Below are 21,832 nucleotides of genomic sequence, written 5' to 3'. Positions count from 1 at the left end.
TTAGCGAATTCTTGTCTGGCCATACTTGTTATGAAGTGGGCAAGCTTTTGAAGTGGGCAAGCAGTCCAAGACGTTTCGACGCAACTACGCACCAAGGCGGAACTTTGTTGGTGTCATTCCGGTTTGACCCCGAAAAAAGCGCGTGAAATGGGACTTGTCTGAGTAGCCAAGGAGTAGGCCGATCTCTGCAATTGTCATCTTGTCATCTCTGAGGTGCTCTTTGGCGACATCGACACGCAGCCTTTTTACTTCGCGGGGGAGCGTTGTGCCTTGTTGTTGTAGCGCTTTCAGAAACCGTTCAGGCTGTATTCCCAGTAGTCCGGCCACAACCTCTGGTCCCAGATCGGTTTCATCCAGCTTGTCGCGCAATACGGATCGCAAGGCGGCCACCACCGTTACTTCTTCGTTTTGTCGAGCTGAGGCTATGTGTTTAGCAGAACCCTCAGAGGCATGATGCAGAAACAACCATTCCACAGGAAAACTGATTTGCATTCCGGGATCAGGTCCCAAGCCAACCTCGATCCCTTTGTAGTTGACCGGTAGACCCGTAATATACCGGCTTTCCCACCGCACACGCGAAGAATCCCAGGATTCTCCGACGACAGTCTCCAGAAGCCGTACATAGATCGCGGCTCCAAAACCGGTCACTTGAATGGGTGGGACAGCGGGTTCCTGTTGCCTCTCGATACGATAGGTTGCTTTGTCCGCATCGATGACAAGGCTGTGCCGCACGGAATTGGACTCCTGCGGGACAAGCCCAATAAAGCGGGTAAAGAACTCGAACAGCGAGTTTGTCGATTGTAGGGCTTGAGCGAACGGAGGCCATTCCCGCAGGTCAAAAGTCTCGCCTACATTCAGGCCAAGGTATCGGTCCCCAGACACGTCTGAGAAGGCATTTAGCAGACCGTAAACCAGCTCTGAGTGGACATAGACAGAAGGGTCAGACAACAGTTCGGACTTCAAGCCGACCTGATCCAAGGCCGGTTGCGGATCGAGCTCGCGGTCAGTGAGATACTGCAGAAACGGAGCTGCCAAAGCGAGGCGAATGAACCCTTCGCTATGCTCTTGAGAGGTGGAGTTGAACGGCAATTTCGTCTCCCTTTCAGGATCAAATGCTGTGATCAGTGGCCATTTTTGTAGTCACATTCGTACATCCTAATTCAAAAGGGGCAACCGAGCCAATGAATTCCAGACTATAGTTGGCAAAACATGAATATGAAGGGAGTACTTATGTCCGGCTTACGAATGTCTCTTTGCTCGACGGCAATTGTCGCGGCAGTTCTTTCTTTTTCGGCGACCGCGCAGGCTCAGGATCAAGAAGAACCCCAAACGCTGTTTACCAACGTGCATGTCTTCGACGGTGTGAATGAGCAACGCATTGAAAATGCCAGTGTTCTGGTCGAGGGCAATCTGATCAAGTCCGTCTCAACCGATGCCATTGATGCGCCGAGCGCGACGGTTATCGACGGCGGTGGGCGCACTCTGACACCGGGCTTTATAGAGAATCACGCGCACCTGATGCTCATGGGGCCATCGATTGCCGAGATGGAAACCAACTCGACCTGGGAGGATTTCGCCATCCACGGGACCCGGATGGCCGAAATGTACCTGATGCAGGGCTTCACGACCGTTCGCGATGCCGGGGGCGCTGGCGGCGGGCTGCGGCGCGCAATTGACGCCGGCCAGATCGTCGGCCCCCGCTTTTATCCTTCCGGGGCATTTCTCGGAACACGTGGTGGTCACGCCGATTTCGCATCCTTCACATCTCCGCCGGGTGGGGTGACCAACTTTGGGACTCTGAATATGGCCCAACAGGTCAACGGTGTTGACGAAATTTACATGTATGGCCGCAACAACCTGCGCATGGGTGCCACGCAATTGAAGTTCATGCAATCAGGTGGGGTGATTTCGGCATTCGATCCATGGCAGTTGCTCGCCGGTTCGAAAGAAGAGATCGAGGCCGCTGTTCAGGTTGCCAACGAGTACGGCACCTATGTCATGGCACATTCCTACCGCAAAGAAGCGATCATCAATGCCCTGAATGCAGGGGTCAGAACCATTGAACACGGATTTCACTTTGACTGCGAGATTTCTGCTTTGATGAAAGAAAAAGGAGCGTACATCACGACGAACATCACAGCATTTGATCCAGGCCTACTTGATGTTCCTTCCGTGAAAAACAACCCCAACAGTTTGAGGAAGGCCAAATCGGCCTCGGCGACCTTCGAAGCCTACATTCCAAGTATGAAGGAATGCCCGGCGCCGCGCGGTTTCCAAACCGATTGCGTCGGCTCGGTCGAAGCGTGCAACATCCAGATCGCCTACGAGAAACATCTGAATAACCATTTCTTCGGCCCCTATGCGTCGATGGTAACCCTAACTTCGGTAGGTGGCGAGATCGCGGCACTTAGCGGTGATTTCATGAACCCCTATCCGGAAGGCAAACTGGGTGTGATCGAAGAAGGAGCTTATGCGGATATCCTGCTAATCGACGGTAATCCACTTGAAGACTTCTCGGTTGTTGGCACAGGTGATCAATGGTTCGGCGCCGACCCGAGGCCTGAAAGCCCTGATACGATTCGACTGATCATGAAAGATGGCGTTATCTACAAAAACACACTGAATTGACCTGTCTAAGTAGCCGGAGAGAATTTATGCACCATTGGTTCCGCTGGGTAGTATTCGCAGGGTTTTTTTGGTGTGGGCATTCTGCGTTGGCAACGCCTGAAACCGCATTAGATTGGGCCGACCTGCCAGACCCATCTGCGCAGGTCTTTGAAGACCCCTATCGCGATCTCAGCCCTGAACAATTCGACGATGTTCTTTACGTCGTTCGATTGCGCGGCAGGCTGCAGCAGGATGGTGGCAGCGAAGAAGAGCGGCAAAAGTGGCAAGTGCTTTTGACCGAGACTGAGAATGCCTTGGCTGCAGATGGAATTGATGTCGACTGGCTGCTCGATCAGCGCGAAGTTGTGATGGAACGTCGGAGAAAGGCGGGGACAAACGGAAATCCGCAATTCGATGGTCAAACAATCACACTGGCTGGTTTCGCCATTCCTGCTCCGAATGATCCGGACGGTCGGCCTGTCGCGTATTTGGTGCCAGAGCGCGGAATGTGCAGTCATATGCCGCCACCTCCACCCAACCAGATGATCCGTGTTCGGTTGAACGGGGACTGGGTGCCCAGCTATTTTCATGAACCCGTTCGGCTGACGGGCATGCTGACCATCGATCCGTCTGTTCAGAATATGATGGTTGTGGATGGCCAGATGCCCATGAACGCGACTTTTCAGTTGGAAACAGAAAGTGTCGAAACGCTCGAAACCAAGGCGGACAGGCTAGAATGGAAGCAGCGTGCCGCTGATCGCATCCGTGCGGCGGGCAATCGCAAAACCGGTGGTGCAAGGGCGTCTGAATGAAAAGACTTCTGGCTGCTACACTAAGTATTGCTGTCGCTAGCGCTGCCTCGGCGCAAGGACTGTCCGGGCCCTCTTCGGTCGAAGCTGATCTTACCCCCGGAGATGGGCTCACCGACCCACAATACCGATCCGATTTTCCACGCAACATCGCACCAGGTTGGTTTGAGTGGAAAGACCGACTGGCTGAGGGTGGGTTTCGGTTCAATATTGATTACCTGGCGCTGGGCCAAACCACGAATGCTGATCTGGGAACCGGCGAAGCGGCCAGCGGAATTGCACGTTTCTACGGGAGTTGGCAGGCGACTGAACGAGGTTCCCTGACATTCAAAATCGAAGACCGGCACAGCTATACCGATGTGGCCCCGCAGTTTCTTGGGCTGGATGGCGGAGCGCTTTCGATCACCGGGACAGCCTTCAACGATAGCGGTTTGCTGCTGACCAATCTGTTCTGGACCCAAAGGGCCGAAAACGGTTCGTGGACGCTGCAATTCGGTCAGATTGATGTAACGGACTTTGTAGATATCTATGGGTTGGTAAGCCCCTATAGTGGCTTCCAAAACCTGTCCTTCAACACCAACCCGACACTTAACGCACCCAACCCTGGTCTTGGTATTGCCGGTGGGATCAAGCTGAGCGGAAATTTCTACGCTGTAGCGAGCGTTGCAGACGCAAATGCCGATCCGTCTGATCCAAACTTTGATGTGTTCAGCGATGGCAATCTCTTCAAATCACTCGAACTTGGGTACACATCCGGCTTTGATCGCATTTATTTCGACAATCTCCATCTGACCCTCTGGCATGCGGATGCGGCCGAAGATGGCAGCCGAGCGGAAGACTACGGCGCTGCGTTTTCTGCCGCATGGTTTGTTGACAATAAGTGGATGCCGTTCTTTCGGGCAGGGGCCTCAAAAGGGACCGCAGCGCTGTATGACCGATCGGTTTCTGCCGGTGTGGGCTACTATGGTCGCAATACCGATCTGGCCGGTCTGGGCCTGAACTGGGCCGAGGCCCGAGGCATAGATGGCGACCAGTTTACGCTCGAAGCGTTCTACCGGTTTTCAATCTCACCCGGACTGCAGATCACACCGTCCCTCCAGTACATTTCGAACCCGCTGCTGAACCCAGGTCAGGATAGCATTACGCTGTTCGGCCTGCGAACCCGGATCGTTTTCTGATGTGGGGCGAAAGCAGACGTCAAAAGCGTCGAAACATGCAATTCTGCTGATCAAAGGGAGGATCTATCCATGCGTACCCTGTTTCTGGCTGGCACGTTGTCCGTGTTTTCCACTTTCTGCGTCGCGCAAACTTACGACGTGGTGATCCTCAACGGTCGGGTAATGGATCCGGAAACCGGGTTCGATCAGATCGCCAACGTGGGAATAAGTAATGGCTGGATCACTGCTATTACCGACGAAGATATTGACGGCAGCGAAGCCATCGACGCGACAGGGCACGTTGTGGCGCCCGGGTTTATCGACCTTGAACAACACGGGCTGGATCCTTGGGGTATCAAGGTCAACCTTCGTGACGGCGTAACGACGCAAATGGATTTTGAGGTCGGAGCCGCGAATATCGACGAATGGTACGCTGCGCGTCAAGGCGTGACGCAGGCAAATTACGGCACAGTCATTGGCCAGGAATTCGCACGGATGCGGGTGCATGACGGCCTTGTGCTGGAAGGTGGGGATATAGACTTCCGGAACTTTTTCGCACTGCGGGCACAATCCGTGGAAGACGGTGTCGAGGGCTGGTCCTCGGTACCAAGCAACCGCGAACAGATGAACGAAATCACTGCCCAACTGGATGAGGGGCTTCGTCTTGGAGCCCTCGGCGTGGGATCGACCATCGGCTACGCCCGCGAAGGCATCCCAACCTATGAGATGTTCGAAGCTCAGCGGGCCGCTGCGCGTTATGGTCGTCTAACTTCGGTGCATCACCGGTTTCATCCCAGTGCTTCGACGCCCACCGAGACACAGACCGGCGTTAACGAAATCCTTGTCAATGCGATGGTGTTGGACGCGCCGCTGCACATACACCACGATAATGACTATGGGTGGTGGGAAAATCAGGAAAAGCTCCAGATGGCCCGCGACCAAGGCTACAACGTCTGGTCCAGCTACTATCCCTGGACCGCCGGATCGGGAAACTACGGCGCTTCGATCATCGCCCCCGAAAACTGGGAAGGGTCGATGGGGTACAAATACGAAGACACTATCTTTGATCCCCAGCTTGATCGCTTTGTGACTAAAGACGAATTCTTGAGCTTCGCTGAGAATGAACCGGGACGGACGGCCATTGTTTTTAGCCCACCAAGAGAGCAATGGCTCAACGATTGGATCACCATCGCAGGTTATGGCATTTCGGGTGACGGTATGGCCGGGCTGGATATCGAGGGCAATCTGATGAGTTGGGACGCCCCTTACGAAGACTATGCCGGGCACCCTCGGTCCGCAGGCAGTCACGCGCTAGTCTTGAGACTGGCTCGCGAAGCGAATGTGCCGCTGATGCTCACACTCACTCAGCTGAGTTACATACATGCGAAGCGATTGGGTGACACTGGCTTGCGTGCAATGCAGGTGCGTGGGCGTATGCAAGAAGGCATGGTCGCGGATATCACGATTTTTGATCCGGAGGCTGTGACCGAAAAGGCGAACTATACTCTTGGTCAGCAAGGTCTGCCGTCAGAAGGCATTCCCTATGTGCTGGTTAGTGGAACGATTGTTGCCCGGAACAGCGAAGTGCAGCGGGATGTTTATGCAGGGCAGCCGATCCGGTTTCCAATCGAGGAAAGCGGGCGTTTTGTTCCGGCTGGTCGCGAGCAGATCATGGGTATCCTCACACCGGATACTGGCACGGCACGTCCGACACTGCTTGACGATATCACAGACAATGAAGCCAATATTGTACCCGCCGCGCCATCAACCAACCAGTTTGCATCGGAAAAGCCAACCGACCCGTTTGATTGGTTTACGCCTCGCAACGGTCTAGATGACGGTGCCCTTTTCTTTTGCGTCGTGCATGCTCGCTTCGAGGACCCTGCGCAGGCAAAACGCGACTATGCGAAGGCTATGATGTCAAAAATGGGAGGGTCTAGGCCTAATCAGTCGGAACAACGCAGAGCAAACTAATACGCAGAGTCTTGGAGCAGTGAAAAATGAAAGCCTACATTAGGCTGAGATCGATCATCAGCAACCAGTCAGGTTACGGAAGCTTTTCCCGCAAGGCAGCTGTTCGTAAGATTGGATCGAATGACCACTCTGAGCCTAATGTGTCAAATGCTGCGCCGAAGCCAAAAAAAACCGCTTTGCTTGACTCCAGGGACGAAACTCCTTCGCGCGCAACTCAGTCTCTCGCGGCCAATTCGCCGCATCAGAACGCTCTAGTAACGATTTGGGTCGAGATTGAACGCCCTTCCGCAAAGTTGTCTGCCAATTGCTGATAGTTCGTTTACGAATATTGCCGTCGCCCAAAGCTCCTGTGTCGTAGACATCTTTTCCGTATAACAGAAGCGGAGGCCCAGCCGACATCGTTTCATGCGCAGTACAACAATAGGTGCTAGTCGCGTAAGAACTTGATACTTTGTGGGGAAAGGATGGTGGGTGATGAGAGACTCGAACTCCCGACATCTTCGGTGTAAACGAAGCGCTCTACCAACTGAGCTAATCACCCGTGACGGTGCATGTAGCCAAGCCTGAGGGTGGGTGCAAGAGGGTTTGCACGAATTTCTTACCTTTCTTCGGGTATCGCGTCAGCGATGGCTGCCTGTTCCGCCAAAGGCATCACTGCACACCCGATTGAAGGCAAAGTCGGAAAGGCGCTTGCGCGGGGCCTGTTGCCTCCGATATCTCCGGAAGGAACCGAAACCCCTTAGGCCGGAGAGGACATGGCCCGACACTCCCCTCGCCGTTTTCTTGTGGCCGCGCTGGTGCTTGGCGCGAGTTTACTGGCTCCGCTTCGGGCCGGGGCAGATGGGATTTTGGTGTTTGCGGCGGCCAGTCTGAAGACTGCTTTGGATGAGGTTTCGACCGCGTATCAGCGCGAAACCGGCAACGATGTCACGATTTCATATGCCGCGTCCTCGGTTCTTGCGCGTCAGTTGCAGCAAGGCGCTCCGGCTGATCTGTTCATTTCCGCGAATGAGGATTGGATGGATGTGTTGCAGGAGGATGGCGTGATCAAGCCCGAAACCCGAGTCGCCCTGTTGGGCAATGGGTTGGTTCTGATCGGAGCCGCACCCCAGACGCATATTGGCGAGGTCTCGGCGGCCTATGATCTGTCCAGAAAACTTGAGGGCGGCTTTCTTGCCATGGCGTTGGTCGATGCCGTTCCCGCAGGGATCTACGGAAAGGCCGCGTTGCAGAGCCTTGGCCTGTGGGACGCGGTGCAGCATCAGATTGCCCAAACCGACAATGTGCGTGCGGCACTGGCTTTGGTTGCAACCGGGGCGGCACCGATGGGTATTGTCTACCGGACGGACGCTCAGGCTGACGCGCGGGTTGGTGTTGTTGGCAGCTTCCCAGAAGACAGCCACCCACCCATCATATACCCGGTCGCCGAGACGTCCTTTGCCAAGCCAGAGGCGCAGGATTTTCGGACCTTTCTACAGAGCGAATTCGCGTCAGATGTGTTCAAGGGGCAGGGGTTCTCTCTGCCTGGACGGTGAGCCTTATGGATTGGTTAGGCCCTGCCGAGATTGAGGCGTTGAAATTGTCCCTGCGGGTGTCGTTCTGGGCAACGCTGGCGACTTTGCCATTCGGAGTATTCGTGGCTTATGCTTTGGCGCGCTGGCGCTTTCCGGGACGACAGGTGTTGAATGGTCTCGTGCATTTGCCCCTGATATTACCGCCCGTGGTAACCGGTTACCTGCTGCTGCTGACCTTTGGCGTTCAGGGTCCGGTCGGACGCTTTTTGGCCGAGTTCGGGATCGTTGTTGCTTTCCGGTGGACTGGCGCTGCGATGGCGGCGGGGATCATGGCGTTCCCTTTGATGGTACGGGCCATCCGTCTGTCGATCGAGGCCGTTGACCCTCGACTTGAACAAGCGGGAGCTACGCTGGGCGCCTCACGCCCTTGGGTGTTTGCGACGGTGACATTGCCGATGATCCTGCCGGGGGTCATCGCGGGGGCCATTCTGGCCTTTGCCAAGGCGATGGGCGAGTTTGGGGCCACTATTACCTTTGTGTCGAACATTCCGGGCCAGACTCAAACACTGCCATCAGCCGTCTACGCCTTCCTGCAGGTGCCGGGGGGTGAGGCAGCGGCGACCCGGTTGGTCGTGATCTCGATCATCATCGCGATGGGGGCATTATTGTTGTCGGAATACGTCGGGCGGCGTGCGGCGGCGCGGGTGGCCGGGTCATGAGCCTGTCTGTTCGTCTGCGCCACAGCCTTGCGGGGCTGGATCTGGACCTCAACTTTGAGGCTCCGCCGGGTGTGACCGTTCTGTTCGGGCGTTCGGGGTCGGGCAAGACTACGGTGGTGAATGCCGTGGCGGGTCTGTTGCGACCCGAGGCCGGGCGCGTTGCCGTGGATGATTGGGTCCTGTTCGACACGGACACCAAGCTTTGGCTGCCGCCGCATAAACGCAGGCTCGGCTATATCTTTCAGGAAGGACGTTTGTTCCCTCACCTGACCGTGCGACAGAACCTGTCTTTCGGGCGCTGGTTTGCACCGCGGCCTGCAAAGCGTGAGGACCCGGACAAGGTGATCGAAATGCTGGGCATCGGTCATCTGCTCGACCGCCGCCCGGCTGGTTTGTCCGGGGGGGAGAAGCAGCGGGTCGCGATCGGGCGCGCCTTGCTGGCCAGCCCACGCCTAATTCTGGCTGACGAACCTCTGGCTGCGTTGGATGAAGGCCGCAAGGCCGAGATCCTGCCTTACTTTGAGCGCCTTCGGGATGAGGTCTCGGTTCCAATTCTCTATGTCACCCATTCCGCAGCCGAGGTCGCGCGGTTGGCAACTTCGGTTGTTGCACTGCAGGATGGCAAGGTGGGGCGCCATGGTCCGGCCTCTGAAGTGCTGGCCGATCCGTCCGTTACACCTGCGGGCGTGCGCGCGGTTGGCGCGGTGCTGCAAGTGCGTGTTCGGGCCCATCATGAAGACGGTTTGACCGAGTTGGACGCGGGTGGAGAATCTCTGTTTCTGCCGCGTATCTCGCATCAGATCGGTGCAGAGCTTCGCATTCGTATCCCCGCGCAAGAGGTGATCCTGTCCAACCAGCCTCCGGCGGGGCTGTCGGCCCTGAACGTTCTGGCGGGCACGGTCGAGACGATCCGCGCCGGAGACGGGCCGGGTGCGATTATCTCGATGAATACGCGGGCAGGTATCGTTCTGGCGCGGATCACCCGCCGTTCCGTCGCGGGGCTTGGTTTGCAACCGGGCGCGCGATGCTATGCGGTGATCAAGACAGTTGCGCTGGCGCCGCAGGATGTTGGCGGACGGATCGGCCCGACAGGTTAGAGTCAGGCCAAGGCGCGGGCCTCATGCTCGCGCAGGATCATGCGAGCAGCGCGTCCGAAGCCGGTAGATTTGTCCGGGGTATGGTCCGGGAAGATCGAGGCCAGCTCCTGCAGCCCGTCCGAGGACAGGGAATGCAACGCTTCGTCGCCGAGAAACAGGCTCTCTGCCAATGCGCCTTCGGCGGTCAGAATCTCATGCTGATCCAGCAGGATATGCAGGTATTCGACCGGCTGGTCTGAGGTGTCGACGAAGATACCCGGCCATGAACACAGGTGTTTTGCGGCGACCAGAACCTCGGCGGCGCCAAACAGCAGCTCGACTTTCGGTCCTTGAATCAGGACGCGATGTTGCTGCGACACCAGAAGATCGCGCGAGGGTATGTCGGGCCCAAGGCTGCCGCGCAGGATACGCACGGGCCGCAGATCAGGGTCACGACGCAATCGCTCGGGGGGGATCGGGCTGGACTCGATCCACCGAATAGGCTGCAGCCCGTGATCTTTGGTCTGGACCAGATCGCCGACTGTCAGGGCCTCTACGAGCTCTGGTCCGGTTTCGGTTTCGATCAGCGTCCCGGCGGTAAAGCAGACGCCTTGAATGGAAATGGTGATAGTCGCCTGACCAAAGAAGAACCCGTCAGACCCCTGAATGATGAACGTGTCGGTCGCGATCTGGTTGAAGTCGAGGCTTTCAAAAAAGGTGGGATCGACCGTATAGGTCCATTCGCCGGTATCCGCGTCTATCGTGGCCGTCCCATTGGCCGGAGGGGTCGCGATTGCCCAATTGTCGACATCAAACGTTCCCGGGGTAGTGCCAAGAATGACCTGACCGCTGGCGACGTTCGGCGGTGAGCCCGTGACATCCCCTGTCAAATCACCCGTGACCGGAACCGAGACCATGCTAGCCCTCGCCTTGTTCCAGCAGACGTTTGAAATCCTTCTTACGATAGAGCTTCATATGGACCTCGCCCGCGGCATCCCGGCTCCATTCTACGATCCGGTTTTGGCCCATGTCACCAACCAGACGATTCGTTCGAACGCGAGGGTGTGGTATTTCTGCCTTGAGAATGTCGACAATTTCATTGGTCTGCCCGAACGGCGCAACCAGATCGACGATCCAGAACGAGGACCCGCTGGTGAAATCCGCATCCTTCAAGGGCTTTTCCTGAATGGCATATCTGTTTTCAGCCTCACGGCTGAGGCCGGCAAAGGTTACGAACCCTCGGGGAAAGCCGTTCTGGCGGAAGATGTGGTATTGTCCCAGCCGCAACGGCGTTTCAAAGGCATAGAGAACCTGCGCCAAACTGCGTTTCTGATGCGTTGGAGTCAGGCCCGCCAAATAGAACATCGCTCCGAAATCGGCGTATTTCTCAGGCGAGAGGTCAAACCAGTCCTTTGGAAATGTTTGGCTCACGGGGACACCAGACTTGCAATAAATATCATGATGATATGTGCCGCCATGTCAGTTGCATATAAGTATTTTGATGTGTTTGCGGTCTGTTGCCGAGCCCCCTCTCGACCCAACCTCCAATTGTGTTACTCTCATGGAACAGAGTTTATTTCAGGATGTTCAGATGATGCGTGTTGCCAAACTCATTGCGGTCTCAGCCTTTGTTTTCGCACCCCAGCTTGCGCAGGCTGTCGGCTTCGGTGTCCGAGTGGGGCCACAAAGCCGGACCCAGATCACCCCGCTGGAGGGCGGCATTTATGAGGTCAAGGCTATCGGATCATCGGCGCCAGTGAACTACTGGTGCGGGATCGGCGATTTCGCGATACGTACGCTGGGCGTACCCGGCCCAACGCGAATTTATATCTATCGCGCCTATGAGCCGGGCGTTCGCACGGTGCAATTTTCACTGACACCACCTCCGGGCGCGGATACCGATCCGGGCTATTCCATCACGGTCAGAAAGGTCGGAGAGAATATGTCGGCGACCTCGGCACAGGCCTATTGCTTTGACAACTTCATGGATTTTGGGTTCTGAGCCTCAGACCCATTTAGCCATGGGCGGCAGGCTCATCAGCACCGCATCCGGATCGTGGCCTGTTTCAAGCCCGAACTTGGTGCCGCGGTCATAAACAAGATTGTATTCGGCATAGAGGCCCCGATGCACCAGCTGGGTGTATTTATCCGCGTCCGAAAAACTCTGAATCCGGCGTTTTTCGACCAGCGGCAGGAAAGCGGGCAGGAAGGCTTTGCCGATATCCTGCGTCAGGGCGAAATCCGCCTGCCAGTCATCGGTGCAGTAGTCATCCATGAAGATACCCCCAACACCGCGCGCGCGTTTGCGGTGGGGGATGTAGAAATACTCATCCGCCCAGTCCTTCAGGCGCGGATAGTGGCTTGGTCCGTGCGGGTCCAGATGCGCCTTCTGGGTCGCATGAAAACGGGCGGTATCGTCGTCATATTCGATGCAGGGGTTCAGGTCCGACCCGCCGCCGAACCACCAAGCATGCGGTGTCCAGAACATGCGCGTATTCATATGAACGGCGGGCACATGCGGGTTTTGCATATGCGCAACCAGCGAAATGCCTGAGGCCCAGAACCGTGGGTCCTCGGTCATGCCGGGAATGCCTTTGCGCGCAGCCATGGCCTGTTGCGCGCGCTCACCCAGCGTGCCGTAGACGGTTGAGACATTGACGCCCACCTTCTCAAACACTCGCCCGCCCCGCATCACAGACATCAGCCCGCCGCCCGCGTCCGAGCCGTCCTCGGACTGGCGTTTGGTTTCTTTTACTTCGAAACGACCGGGAGTTGCGTCAGCAAACGGGCCGGTGTCGTGGCTGTCCTCCAGCGCTTCAAAAGCAGCAACGATATCGTCGCGCAATTGGCGGAACCAGGCTGAGGCGGTGGTCTTTTCGGTATCAAACATGGTCAATGCGCCGGGGCTGCAACGGGGTCCAGCAAGGTGCGGCCGCCGTCAATTGTCAGGATCTGGCCAGTGATGAACCCTGCCGCGTCCGAGGCCAGAAACTGCGCTGTTTCCGTCAGTTCGGTCGGGGCCGCGATCCGGGCCAGAGGGGTGTGTTTCTCGATGTCGTCGCGGAAATCGCGGTTTTCTTTCAGCGTTGATTGCAGAGATGCGCTCATCACTGACCCCAGCGCGATCGAGTTCACGCGGATACGGTTGGGGGCCAGTGCAACCGCCAGCGAGCGGGTCATCTGATCCAACGCAGCGGTTGAAACAGAATATGCCATCAGATCTGGATGGGTACGCCGCGCTGCGATCGAGGATAGGTTGATGATTGAGCCCGCAGGGTTTTCCTCATCCTCGCCGGATTGTTTGATCATCCGCTTGGCTACCAATTGGCTTAGACGCAGAGCGGGCATCAGGTTCTGGTTCAACAAGGTCCGGACGGAGTCGTCATCGGGGTCCAGCGGGTCAGACGGGATCACCTGTCGCGCGCCGTTGATCAGAATGTCGACCTGATCGAACGCATCAAGCGTGGCCGACAGCAGGTTGGCGATAGTCAGTTTTTCACGCAAATCACCGGCGAAATAGCGGATGTTTCCATCGTCGGCCTGCTCGCCCAATTCCTCGGCCAGCCGTTTTTCATCCATATCCGCAAAGACAACATTGGCCCCGGCATCTGCAAAATGCCGCCCGATGGCCAACCCAATCCCGTTGGCCCCGCCGGTTACAATCGCTGTCTTGCCAGCTATGGAAAAGGACATCCGAATCCTCCTGATTTGGGGCAGGTTAGCCGGGCTTAGGCCCGGGGGCGAGAGGCTTGAAACACCTTGAACCGATTGTCACCGGCCACTTCCTGAACTTGGGCGAAGGATTCGGCCAGTGTTACCTCATAGGGAAGGTGGCGGTTGGCGACCATCCACAGGGTGCCGTTGCGGGTCAGGTTCTTCGCGGCGGACTTAATGAAGCCTTGCCCCAACGCCGGATCGGCACTGCGTGAGGTGTGAAAGGGCGGGTTCATGATGACGGTGTCGATCGGCTCGGGCGCGGTCCATGTCACCGCATCCGCCCAGTGGAACTGAGCGCGCGCATCCGGGACGTTTGCTTGCGCGCATGTCAGCGCGGCATGATCGGCTTCAACCAGATGCAGGGCTTTGAGGCGGTCAATCTGCAGCAGACCCGCCGACAGATACCCCCAGCCAGCACCCAGATCAGCCACGCGCGGGCCAATCTTGTCCGGCAAGGACTGTGCCAGAAGGGCCGAGGCCGGGTCGATCCCATCGGCAGAAAACACACCCGGAGCGGTCACGTAGCCATCGACGCTTTGGTTTTCGGGGGCGGCCCAATCGGCGAAGGCCTCGGCGTCGGCCTGAAACCAGAAGATCTTGCCATGGGCCTTGGAAATAGGGCCTTCGATGGCAACGCGCTTGCGGATGTCTTTCAGAATACTGTCGACACCGTTGGTTTTGGCGCCATCAACCACGATGGTCCCTCTGGCGTGGTTGCACGCCTGCTGGATCAGCGACCGGGCCAGCGCCTTGGCGCGCGGCAAGAACACAAGCGCATCGCTGCAAGCGGCGTCAAGCACCGGTTTGGTGGCAAAGCCCTGACCCGCGAAATGATCGTGGAAAGGTTTGAACGGCTGGATCACCTCAGCCTCGCGCGGCAAGGCTGACAGATCCTCTTCGGGGGTCGGGCCGATCACCACCAGCGGTTGCGACAGGGTCAAACCGCTGTTCAGGGCAAGATCAAGACGAGGGGACATGATAAATTCCGGGCGGCCCAGCCTGCGTTATTCTTCGCGTTCCATCGTGCATTGCAGCGGATGCTGATGCCGACGCGCGAAATCCATCACCTGGCCGACTTTGGTCTCGGCGATCTCGTGACTGAAGACGCCAACCACCGCGACGCCCTTTTTATGCACGGTCAGCATGATCTCGAACGCCTGCGCGTGGGTCATGCCGAAAAAGCGCTCCAACACGTGAACGACAAACTCCATCGGGGTGTAGTCATCGTTCAGCAACAGCACTTTATACAGCGGAGGGCGCTTGGTTTTGGGTCGCGTCTGCAGCAGGACGGACGAGTCACCATCGTCATCCGATTTGTCAGACATTATCCAGGGGTTTTCCAGCATCGCGCGCAACTGTCCGATTCAGGCATTGGGTTTATCTGAGGGCTTATATAACGTTGACGCCGTCAGAATAAAGAGGCAGCGGACCCTTTCGGAATGGACAATAAACTGACCACGATCGCCTTCGATGCGGATGACACGCTGTGGCACAATGAGCGTTTTTTCCAACTGACACAGGCCCATTTCGCCCAATTGCTGGCAGACCACGCCGACCGCGAACACCTGATTGAGCGTCTGTTGGCCGCCGAAAAGCGGAACATCCAGCACTATGGCTATGGAATCAAAGGCTTTGTCCTGTCGATGATCGAAACGGCGATCGAGGTGACCGAAGACCGGGTTCCAGCCTCAGTCATCCGCCAGTTGATCGACGCGGGGCAAGAGATGCTGGCCCATCCCATCGAACTTCTGCCCCATGCGCGTGAGGCGGTTGAGGGCGTGGCCGAGACTCACCGCGTTATTCTGATCACCAAGGGTGACCTGATTGATCAGGAGCGTAAGCTGGCGCAATCAGGGTTGGGAGATTTGTTCGACGGGGTAGAGATCGTCTCGGAAAAGACGGCTGAGACCTATCGGACGATCTTCGAACAGCATGGCGAGGGCCCCTCGACCGCGATGATGGTGGGCAACTCGATGCGGTCGGATGTGGTGGCGCCGATTGCCGCCGGGTGCTGGGGCGTTCATGTCCCGCACGGGCTGGTGTGGGAGGTCGAGCATGCCGAAACACCCTCTGACCATCCTCGATTCCGAGAGCTGTCGGATCTAGGCGGACTTCCGGATCTGGTGCGCGCCCTAGGCTGATGTTGCCGTTCGGCCGCAGTTCCGGAAAAAACCGCGCAACCTTTGCCTTGTTCCCGTCATCATCGCTCATCTGGTGGGTCGGTATAGGGGCTGCGCCTATATATAGAAGGTGTTCGTGCCCCTCACGATGCCGGCAAAACCCCAGCTTTTGGTTTATTTTGCCAGGGTCCTGTGCTAGCCTTAGTGACAATCAATAAATTTCATCCGACCGGGAAAACCCGGCGGAACGAGGCAGACAGAGGCAAAGATCGTGCAGAGTCGGTGGACAGTCCCGGCCCGGATGGGCGTATTCCTCACAGCGTTTATGTTGGTGCTTTCTTTCGCGCCGCTCAAAGCTTTGGCCGCGCCTTACGCGGCGATGGTGATCGACGCGCGAACGGGGGAGGTCTTGCACTCGCGCAACGCTGATACCCGCCTGCACCCGGCCTCACTGACCAAGATGATGACCCTCTATATCGCGTTCGAGGCAGTTCGGAACGGAGAGATCACGCTGGATACTCAGGTTCGCATCACGCGGGCGGCAGCGGCCGAGCCTCCGTCGAAGCTGGGCTTGCGTTCGGGACAGACGATTGCGTTCCGCTACCTGATCCGCGCGGCAGCGGTGAAATCGGCCAATGATGCCGCAACGGCTATCGGGATTGCGATCAGCGGGTCCGAGGCCGCCTTTGCCCGCCGCATGACGCGCACCGCCAAGGCGATGGGGATGAGCCGCACAACCTTCAAGAACGCGCATGGCCTGACGGAATCGGGGCATATGTCGACCGCGCGTGACATGACCACGCTGGGGCGGCATCTGCTCTATGATTACCCGCAGTATTACAACCTGTTCTCGCGCCAATCGACAAATGCCGGGATCAAGACGGTTCCCAACACGAACCGCCGCCTGTTGGCCGCGTATAAAGGCGCAGACGGGATCAAGACGGGCTATACCCGCGCCGCTGGGTTCAACCTTGTGGCCTCGGCCAAGCGCAAGGACGAGCGCATCATCGCGACAGTCTTTGGTGGCAAATCGGGTGCTTCTCGGAACGCCAAAGTGGCTGAGCTGCTGGATCTTGGGTTCCGCCGCGCCCCGTCGCGCGCCCCGATCCGCCGCCCTGCGCGCCCGGCTTACGCGGGCAATGCCGGTTTGGGTGGCACGCAGGTTGCTCGTTTGACCGGTGCACCCAAGACCAGCCTGCGCCCTGCAATGCGTCCGACAGCGACGACACAGGTTGCAAGCGCGGTTGTTGACACCGCCGATGAAAACCGCGACCGCATTAAGGACGGGATCGCTGCGGCCATTGCGCAGGCGGATATCGCGCCGACGGCGCCTCCGGTCGAAAGCTCGGATACACGTCCCGCCTTGCGGCCCGACAATCTGGTTCTGGCTTCGACTCAACCGGCCGAGCAACCGGAGCCGGAACAAGAGGTCGTCACGCGTCTGTCCACCTCGGGCGGGCACCTGTGGGGCGTGAATGTTGGTCGCTACACCACGCGCTATGAAGCCGAGAAGGTGCTGCTGAAAACCGCATTGTCCGAGATGACAGCGCTGGACGGTACGCTGCGCAAGGTCAATCAAAGCTCCAAAGGGTTCGAGGCCACGTTCCAGGGCATGACCCGCGAACAGGCTGATCTGGCATGCCGCCGCCTTCAGGCGCGCAATGTCACCTGTTTCATGATCGGGCCGTCATAAGACCCGACATATACTCTCCTGATGGGTCTGGGCTGCGAAGTTTCGCAGCCCTTTTTTCATGAAACCGGTTCAGTCGAACACATGGCCGTGTTCGTACTGCTCATCCTGCCCGGCGGCGGCAGTCAGCGCGGCGACATTGTCCTTGGTAAAGAACCCGTCGTAGTGGTGGCACCGTTCAATATATTCGGTGATCAGCAGCGTATTCTTTGAGTGTTTCGAGAAGATCTGTTTCAGGTTGGGATCGTCTTTGCATTCCCCCACCACATGAGCGAGAAATGGCACGCCCTTGTCTTTGAGCGTATTGACGACAAAATCCACGTTCTTTTCACCCGCTCCATGGTCGCCATCCTGAATCTCGACCGCCATGTGATGCAGGCGGCGGCCGAAATTGCGCACGAAATCCTCGGTCGGCATGGGCAGTTTGGCAAATGAATTCACGAAGGACGGCGTGTTGTTTGCCGTAAACACCTTGGCCGGGGATTTCTTGTCGTCATCCACATTGGCGTTGCGATTCACATTGGTCGACGAATTCATGTCGAAAATGTTGTAAGCCCCCCAGAAGTAATAGGGCACCATCGTCAGGAACTCGAGGATCGCATCCTCGCGCTCGCCCGCAAGTACCCGCGTGGCAAGGTGATCGATCCCCAGCATCAGCGGCGCGATGTTCGAATCCGTGCCAAAAGCTGCGGCCTCTTCCAATCGAGCTTTCTCGGTATCGCTCAGCAAAACGCGGTCGCCGAAGCCCAGACTGTTGGGGTCGTTGAAATCGAGGGTGGAATAGCCAACGCGGTTGCAGGTGAAATCCGACGGCGTGGTAAAGCGAAACCCATCCAGCGTGTAGAACGGGTTTTCCGTATCACCTGCATATTCAAACCGGATGTTCTGCTCTTCGAGAGTTTTGCTGAGCTCTTTCAGATCGCAGGCGGCAAAGACCTCCCCCACATAGCGCGTTTGTGGGGTCGGGCGAGCCAGAGGGTACATCCGGTTGATGCGCGGGATGAAGTCCTCGAAACTGTCGCTCAGCGGGGCCATCAGGATCAGCGCTGGATAGTCGGGATGCGAATGCAGGACCGCGAACTTGTGTGTCTGTCCCAGATAGCTGGCCGAGTGGCGGTAGGGCGTCATCACATAAAGCTCGACCATCGTATCGAACAGCGCCGTGGATTCGACCTGGATGACAATCGCGCGCATCGGCCCGACCTGATCCGCGACGCCCGAGCTGGTCCTGCGTTCGTAGATCATAGGAAGGTATTCGTGAAAGAAGTCCGAGTTCTTTTTGTCACCTCGGGGTGTGTAAGACATCAGATCGAAAGACATGTACGCCTCCTTGCCGGGCATCTGGCGGCGAGCGCGGGGCCAGCCAATAGCGTTGCTAGAAATACGGTATTCAGAACATGCACTTGCGGGCATGCTATGCGCTGAACTGAATTCAGGCAACAGCCATAGGATAGGGACCCTGGATTACGGGCTGATGTCTATCGGGTGAACTTTGTCACCTCGACCCCGCCCTCGATCAGGTTCTCCCGGACCGACCGGGCGATCTGCACGGCAGTCGGGCCGTCCCCATGCAGGCAGATCGTGTCGATCGACGTCTCCAGCCGCTTGCCGGATTCGGTGATGATGGCCCCTTCGCGCACCATGTTCAGGATGCGTGGGCCGGCAAGCTCGGGGTCGTGGATCACCGCGCCGGGCAGGCTGCGATCCACCAAGGTGCCATCGTCATTGTAGGCCCGGTCGGCGAAGATCTCGCCCACCCATTTGCAGTCAAGCTCTCGCACGGCCTCTTCCTGTTTCGTGACCGCCAGCACCATGATGATTATATCCGGATCGACATCCAGCGCACCTTGGTAACAGGCGCGCGCCATGTCGAGGTCGACCGAACACATATTGGCCAAAGCGCCGTGCAGTTTCAGATGCCGCACCTTTGTGCCGGTGGCCGCGGCCATACCCAGTGCCGCGCCTAGCTGATAGCGCACCAGATTGCGCAGGCTGTCATGGGGCACTTTCATATTGCGCCGCCCAAATCCCTGTAGGTCAGGAAAGCCGGGATGCGCCCCGATGCCCACATCATTCTCGGCGGCCAGTGTCATGGTTTTGGCCATTACGTCCCAGTCACCTGCATGGAACCCGCAGGCGATATTGGCGGATGTAATGATCTTAAGCAGGCTTTCGTCATCGCCCATTTTCCAGGGGCCAAAGCTCTCGCCCATATCGGCGTTCAGATCCACGCGCGGCATCAGATAGTCTCCTTAGTCGGTGGCAGAGATCACTCCGCCGATCAGTTGGTAGGACAACAGGTCCGGGATGTCATGAGGGTCGCGGACCAGAGGCTCAATACGGCTCGGCAAGCGCGCAAGATCCGCGCGAAACGCAGCATCAATCTCCACAGCTTGTTCCAGAGTCACGAATTCAAACCGAACCGTCCCGCCCGCCGGGGTCTGCGCCGCCTTAGGCATGTCGCAGGGCAAGACGGTTGCAATCCGGGGATAGCCTCCGGTCGTCTGGCATTCAGGCAGCAGAATGAAGGGGTTGCCGGTGCCGGTCATCTGAATGTCGCCGGGCGTGATCACCTCGGACAGGATATTGAGCTGATCTTTGGCCGCAAAGCCTGGCCCTTCACTTTCCAGCTGCATCCCCATCCGATTGGCCCGCGCGCCACGCGTGAACTCTGTCTGCGCAAAGCGATCCAGCGTTTCATCATCGAACAACGCGGTTTGAAAGCTGGCGACGACGCGAAGAGTGCCGCCGTTGAACCGGTCCGAGGGGGGCAGCTTCATCCTGCCATCGCCCGCAGTCTTCCCGGCGGGCAACACGTCACCCACCGCAACGGCGCGGCCGATCTTGGCTGTCAGATGCGTCGCGCGCGAGCCGAGGAACAGCGCGGTCTCAATGCCGCCCTCCAAATGCAGGTAGCCGTAGTTGCCGCGCACGGTCGCACCGATTGTCAGAGTCTGCCCTTGCTCAAGAACATGGGACGCGTTCCAGACGATCGGTGAACCGTCGACACTTGCCTGCATCGTGGCACCGGTCAGAGCGATCCTTGTGCGTTCCGTCGCTTCGAACGTGCCACCCATGCCTGCCATTTCCAGCGCGGCCAGATTGGCGCTTTGTCCCAGCAAGGCTGAGCCTTCAACCAGCGCCCTTATATCCGCCGCCCCGGACCGGGACAGGCCCTGATCCAAATAGCCGATACGCCCCTGATCCTGAACCGTACAAGCCGGACCAATGCGGTGAACCAACAGGGTCATCAGGCGATCTCCTGGCAGGTTGCGCCACCAAGGCCGTCGTCATTGTTGGCGCGGATTGCCTCAAGTTCTTCCCGCGAGGCAGAGGTGAACTGAAGCTCATCACCGGGCCGCAGGGTAAATGCTTGATACTTGTCAGGCTGAAAGCACCGGAACGCCGTTTGGCCAACATGCCTCCACCCGGTTGGGGTCGGCCCGGAGAACAGCACAAACTGCGAGATCGCCAGAACGAGAGCGCCCTCGGGCACCATGGGCGTCAGCTCCTGCAGGCGCGGTATGTTGAATTCGGGTCCCAGCGGCCCGAGATAGGGTTGCCCCGGCGCAAAACCGATGGTCAGCACACGCACTTGTGTCTGACTAAGCCGCCGGACAGCCTCGGCCGGGTCCAGCCCAGCAACACGCGCGGCGTCCTCCAGTTGTGGGGCAAGGTCTGTGCCATATACGGTTGGCACCCGCCACAGTCTTCGACCGTGTGGCAGAGGGGCAGAATACCAGTTTTGTTGGTTCAGGATCTGCTGCAGTTGGCTTGTGATCTCGAGATGTGAAACCACCTGAGGGTCAAAGCGAACATACGCAGACCCCAGAGAGGCCGATGTCTCTATAAGCCCATGCAGCGATAAGCTGTCCACCTGCGCCCGAAACGCCAAGGCCGCGCGGTTTGCGGCCTCATCCATCTTGTCTGCAAATGTCACCAAAGCCCCGTCGAGCCCGACGGTGCGTACCAGTGGGTAGGAAAGACCTTCAGTCATACTTGGGCCGAGATAGGATTGTGTCTTGTCATTCGGGAACCAGACCGCATCCCAATGAAATGCGCAAGTACAGGTAAAGAGCGATCCACTCCGAAGCGCAAAACGGAGTTTTTGAAGCCTGTCACCGGATTCGACTCGCGGGCGCGAGTCGGGCTTTATTGTATCCAAGAGTTAATATGGCCCAAGATGTTGTGGTTTGCCATTGTGGAGTTCCGGTCGGGCTATGTAATTCCTTTGCTGACGTGCTTATATCTGGCTGATTTGGCGCTAGACGACGCTCATTAACCTATTGATCTTAAATCAATAAATAAGAAATCGCAAAAAAATACGCCGATATGTAATTTTCCGCTTGCGGCCTTCTGCGCTAAACCTTAGAACCCCCTTCACCGGCGCTGCTGAGGCGCTGGGGCGCTGCGGAAGCGGCGGGGACGCTCAGGATAGACTGGGGGCAT

Annotated in this window: 21 protein-coding genes and 1 tRNA gene; 10 read left to right on the top strand and 12 right to left on the bottom strand. The window is 57.7% G+C overall.

Annotated elements, in window-relative coordinates; all coding sequences use genetic code 11:
- Window positions 1-84 precede the first annotated feature (84 nt).
- Window positions 85-1,089, bottom strand: a complete 1,005-nt coding sequence (locus ACR0B5_RS22475) for an AraC family transcriptional regulator (protein WP_480543576.1) — start codon at window positions 1,087-1,089, stop codon at window positions 85-87.
- Window positions 1,090-1,215: 126 nt separating this feature from the next.
- On the opposite strand from ACR0B5_RS22475, the gene ACR0B5_RS22470 reads away from it, so the two are divergent.
- The 4 genes from ACR0B5_RS22470 to ACR0B5_RS22455 all read left to right on the top strand — a co-directional run bounded on the left by ACR0B5_RS22470 (window position 1,216) and on the right by ACR0B5_RS22455 (window position 6,547).
- Window positions 1,216-2,628, top strand: a complete 1,413-nt coding sequence (locus ACR0B5_RS22470; protein WP_480543574.1) for an amidohydrolase family protein — start codon at window positions 1,216-1,218, stop codon at window positions 2,626-2,628.
- An 86-nt stretch (window positions 2,629-2,714) separates the two neighbouring features.
- The gene (locus tag ACR0B5_RS22465) at window positions 2,715-3,419 is read left to right on the top strand and encodes a DUF3299 domain-containing protein (RefSeq protein WP_480543572.1); all 705 of its coding nucleotides are present in this window, start codon (window positions 2,715-2,717) and stop codon (window positions 3,417-3,419) included.
- Window positions 3,416-4,594, top strand: coding sequence for a carbohydrate porin (locus ACR0B5_RS22460; protein WP_480543570.1), 1,179 nt, complete (start codon window positions 3,416-3,418; stop codon window positions 4,592-4,594). Before ACR0B5_RS22465 ends, ACR0B5_RS22460 begins: the two co-directional genes overlap by 4 nt.
- Window positions 4,595-4,663: 69 nt before the next feature.
- Entirely contained in the window at window positions 4,664-6,547 is a 1,884-nt protein-coding gene (locus tag ACR0B5_RS22455) for an amidohydrolase family protein (RefSeq protein WP_480543568.1), read from the top strand.
- A 465-nt stretch (window positions 6,548-7,012) separates the two neighbouring features.
- Here ACR0B5_RS22455 and ACR0B5_RS22450 read toward each other — a convergent pair.
- Window positions 7,013-7,088 (bottom strand) — tRNA-Val (locus ACR0B5_RS22450).
- 214 nt (window positions 7,089-7,302) lie between these two features.
- Here ACR0B5_RS22450 and modA point away from each other — a divergent pair.
- Genes modA through modC form a run of 3 tightly spaced genes read left to right on the top strand, consistent with a single transcriptional unit; the run spans window position 7,303 to window position 9,877 of the window.
- The gene (modA, locus tag ACR0B5_RS22445; RefSeq protein WP_480543566.1) at window positions 7,303-8,082 is read left to right on the top strand and encodes a molybdate ABC transporter substrate-binding protein; all 780 of its coding nucleotides are present in this window, start codon (window positions 7,303-7,305) and stop codon (window positions 8,080-8,082) included.
- Window positions 8,083-8,087: 5 nt separating this feature from the next.
- On the top strand, window positions 8,088-8,780 hold the full coding sequence (gene modB, locus ACR0B5_RS22440) for a molybdate ABC transporter permease subunit (RefSeq protein WP_425085800.1): 693 nt from the start codon (window positions 8,088-8,090) through the stop codon (window positions 8,778-8,780).
- Window positions 8,777-9,877, top strand: coding sequence for a molybdenum ABC transporter ATP-binding protein (gene modC, locus ACR0B5_RS22435; RefSeq protein WP_425085801.1), 1,101 nt, complete (start codon window positions 8,777-8,779; stop codon window positions 9,875-9,877). The genes modB and modC overlap by 4 nt, the downstream gene beginning before the upstream one ends.
- Window positions 9,878-9,879: 2 nt before the next feature.
- On the opposite strand, the gene ACR0B5_RS22430 is transcribed toward modC, so the two are convergent.
- Complete coding sequence (locus ACR0B5_RS22430) at window positions 9,880-10,773, bottom strand: Hint domain-containing protein (RefSeq protein WP_480543564.1); 894 nt, start codon at window positions 10,771-10,773, stop codon at window positions 9,880-9,882.
- Window position 10,774: 1 nt separating this feature from the next.
- The gene (locus tag ACR0B5_RS22425) at window positions 10,775-11,287 is read right to left on the bottom strand and encodes a toxin-activating lysine-acyltransferase (RefSeq protein ID WP_170642854.1); all 513 of its coding nucleotides are present in this window, start codon (window positions 11,285-11,287) and stop codon (window positions 10,775-10,777) included.
- A gap of 160 nt (window positions 11,288-11,447) precedes the next feature.
- On the opposite strand from ACR0B5_RS22425, the gene ACR0B5_RS22420 reads away from it, so the two are divergent.
- Window positions 11,448-11,858, top strand: a complete 411-nt coding sequence (locus tag ACR0B5_RS22420; protein WP_480527736.1) for a hypothetical protein — start codon at window positions 11,448-11,450, stop codon at window positions 11,856-11,858.
- Window positions 11,859-11,861: 3 nt separating this feature from the next.
- Here ACR0B5_RS22420 and hemF read toward each other — a convergent pair whose 3' ends face one another.
- Genes hemF through clpS form a run of 4 tightly spaced genes read right to left on the bottom strand, consistent with a single transcriptional unit; the run spans window position 11,862 to window position 14,919 of the window.
- Window positions 11,862-12,746 carry an oxygen-dependent coproporphyrinogen oxidase gene (gene hemF / locus ACR0B5_RS22415; RefSeq protein ID WP_480543561.1) on the bottom strand — a complete coding sequence of 295 codons (885 nt, stop codon included), beginning with the start codon at window positions 12,744-12,746 and terminating at the stop codon, window positions 11,862-11,864.
- A gap of 2 nt (window positions 12,747-12,748) precedes the next feature.
- Window positions 12,749-13,549 carry an SDR family NAD(P)-dependent oxidoreductase gene (locus tag ACR0B5_RS22410; protein ID WP_170378722.1) on the bottom strand — a complete coding sequence of 267 codons (801 nt, stop codon included), beginning with the start codon at window positions 13,547-13,549 and terminating at the stop codon, window positions 12,749-12,751.
- Window positions 13,550-13,584: 35 nt separating this feature from the next.
- Window positions 13,585-14,550 (bottom strand): class I SAM-dependent methyltransferase, encoded by a 966-nt coding sequence (locus ACR0B5_RS22405; RefSeq protein WP_480543559.1) that lies wholly within the window; start codon window positions 14,548-14,550, stop codon window positions 13,585-13,587.
- Between the two features lie 27 nt (window positions 14,551-14,577).
- Window positions 14,578-14,919 (bottom strand): ATP-dependent Clp protease adapter ClpS, encoded by a 342-nt coding sequence (gene clpS, locus ACR0B5_RS22400; protein WP_480543557.1) that lies wholly within the window; start codon window positions 14,917-14,919, stop codon window positions 14,578-14,580.
- Window positions 14,920-15,012: 93 nt separating this feature from the next.
- On the opposite strand from clpS, the gene ACR0B5_RS22395 reads away from it, so the two are divergent.
- Together ACR0B5_RS22395 and ACR0B5_RS22390 are read left to right on the top strand one after the other, a co-directional pair.
- Window positions 15,013-15,714, top strand: a complete 702-nt coding sequence (locus ACR0B5_RS22395; RefSeq protein ID WP_480543555.1) for an HAD family hydrolase — start codon at window positions 15,013-15,015, stop codon at window positions 15,712-15,714.
- 280 nt (window positions 15,715-15,994) lie between these two features.
- Window positions 15,995-17,386 carry a D-alanyl-D-alanine carboxypeptidase family protein gene (locus ACR0B5_RS22390; protein ID WP_170661088.1) on the top strand — a complete coding sequence of 464 codons (1,392 nt, stop codon included), beginning with the start codon at window positions 15,995-15,997 and terminating at the stop codon, window positions 17,384-17,386.
- Window positions 17,387-17,455: 69 nt separating this feature from the next.
- On the opposite strand, the gene ACR0B5_RS22385 is transcribed toward ACR0B5_RS22390, so the two are convergent.
- The 4 genes from ACR0B5_RS22385 to ACR0B5_RS22370 form a co-directional block, all read right to left on the bottom strand.
- Window positions 17,456-18,703 (bottom strand): hypothetical protein, encoded by a 1,248-nt coding sequence (locus ACR0B5_RS22385; RefSeq protein ID WP_480543553.1) that lies wholly within the window; start codon window positions 18,701-18,703, stop codon window positions 17,456-17,458.
- Window positions 18,704-18,861: 158 nt separating this feature from the next.
- Window positions 18,862-19,623: a LamB/YcsF family protein gene (locus ACR0B5_RS22380; RefSeq protein WP_480543551.1), complete on the bottom strand. Its 762-nt coding sequence runs from the start codon at window positions 19,621-19,623 to the stop codon at window positions 18,862-18,864.
- Window positions 19,624-19,635: 12 nt separating this feature from the next.
- Complete coding sequence (locus ACR0B5_RS22375; RefSeq protein WP_480543549.1) at window positions 19,636-20,634, bottom strand: 5-oxoprolinase subunit C family protein; 999 nt, start codon at window positions 20,632-20,634, stop codon at window positions 19,636-19,638.
- Window positions 20,634-21,380, bottom strand: a complete 747-nt coding sequence (locus ACR0B5_RS22370) for a 5-oxoprolinase subunit B family protein (RefSeq protein ID WP_480543547.1) — start codon at window positions 21,378-21,380, stop codon at window positions 20,634-20,636. Before ACR0B5_RS22370 ends, ACR0B5_RS22375 begins: the two co-directional genes overlap by 1 nt.
- Between the last annotated feature and the right edge of the window lie 452 nt (window positions 21,381-21,832).

Source organism: Ruegeria sp. AG1 (assembly GCF_056541705.1).
Note: the sequence above shows the minus strand (reverse complement) of the source record. Positions and strands in the feature narration are given on the sequence as shown.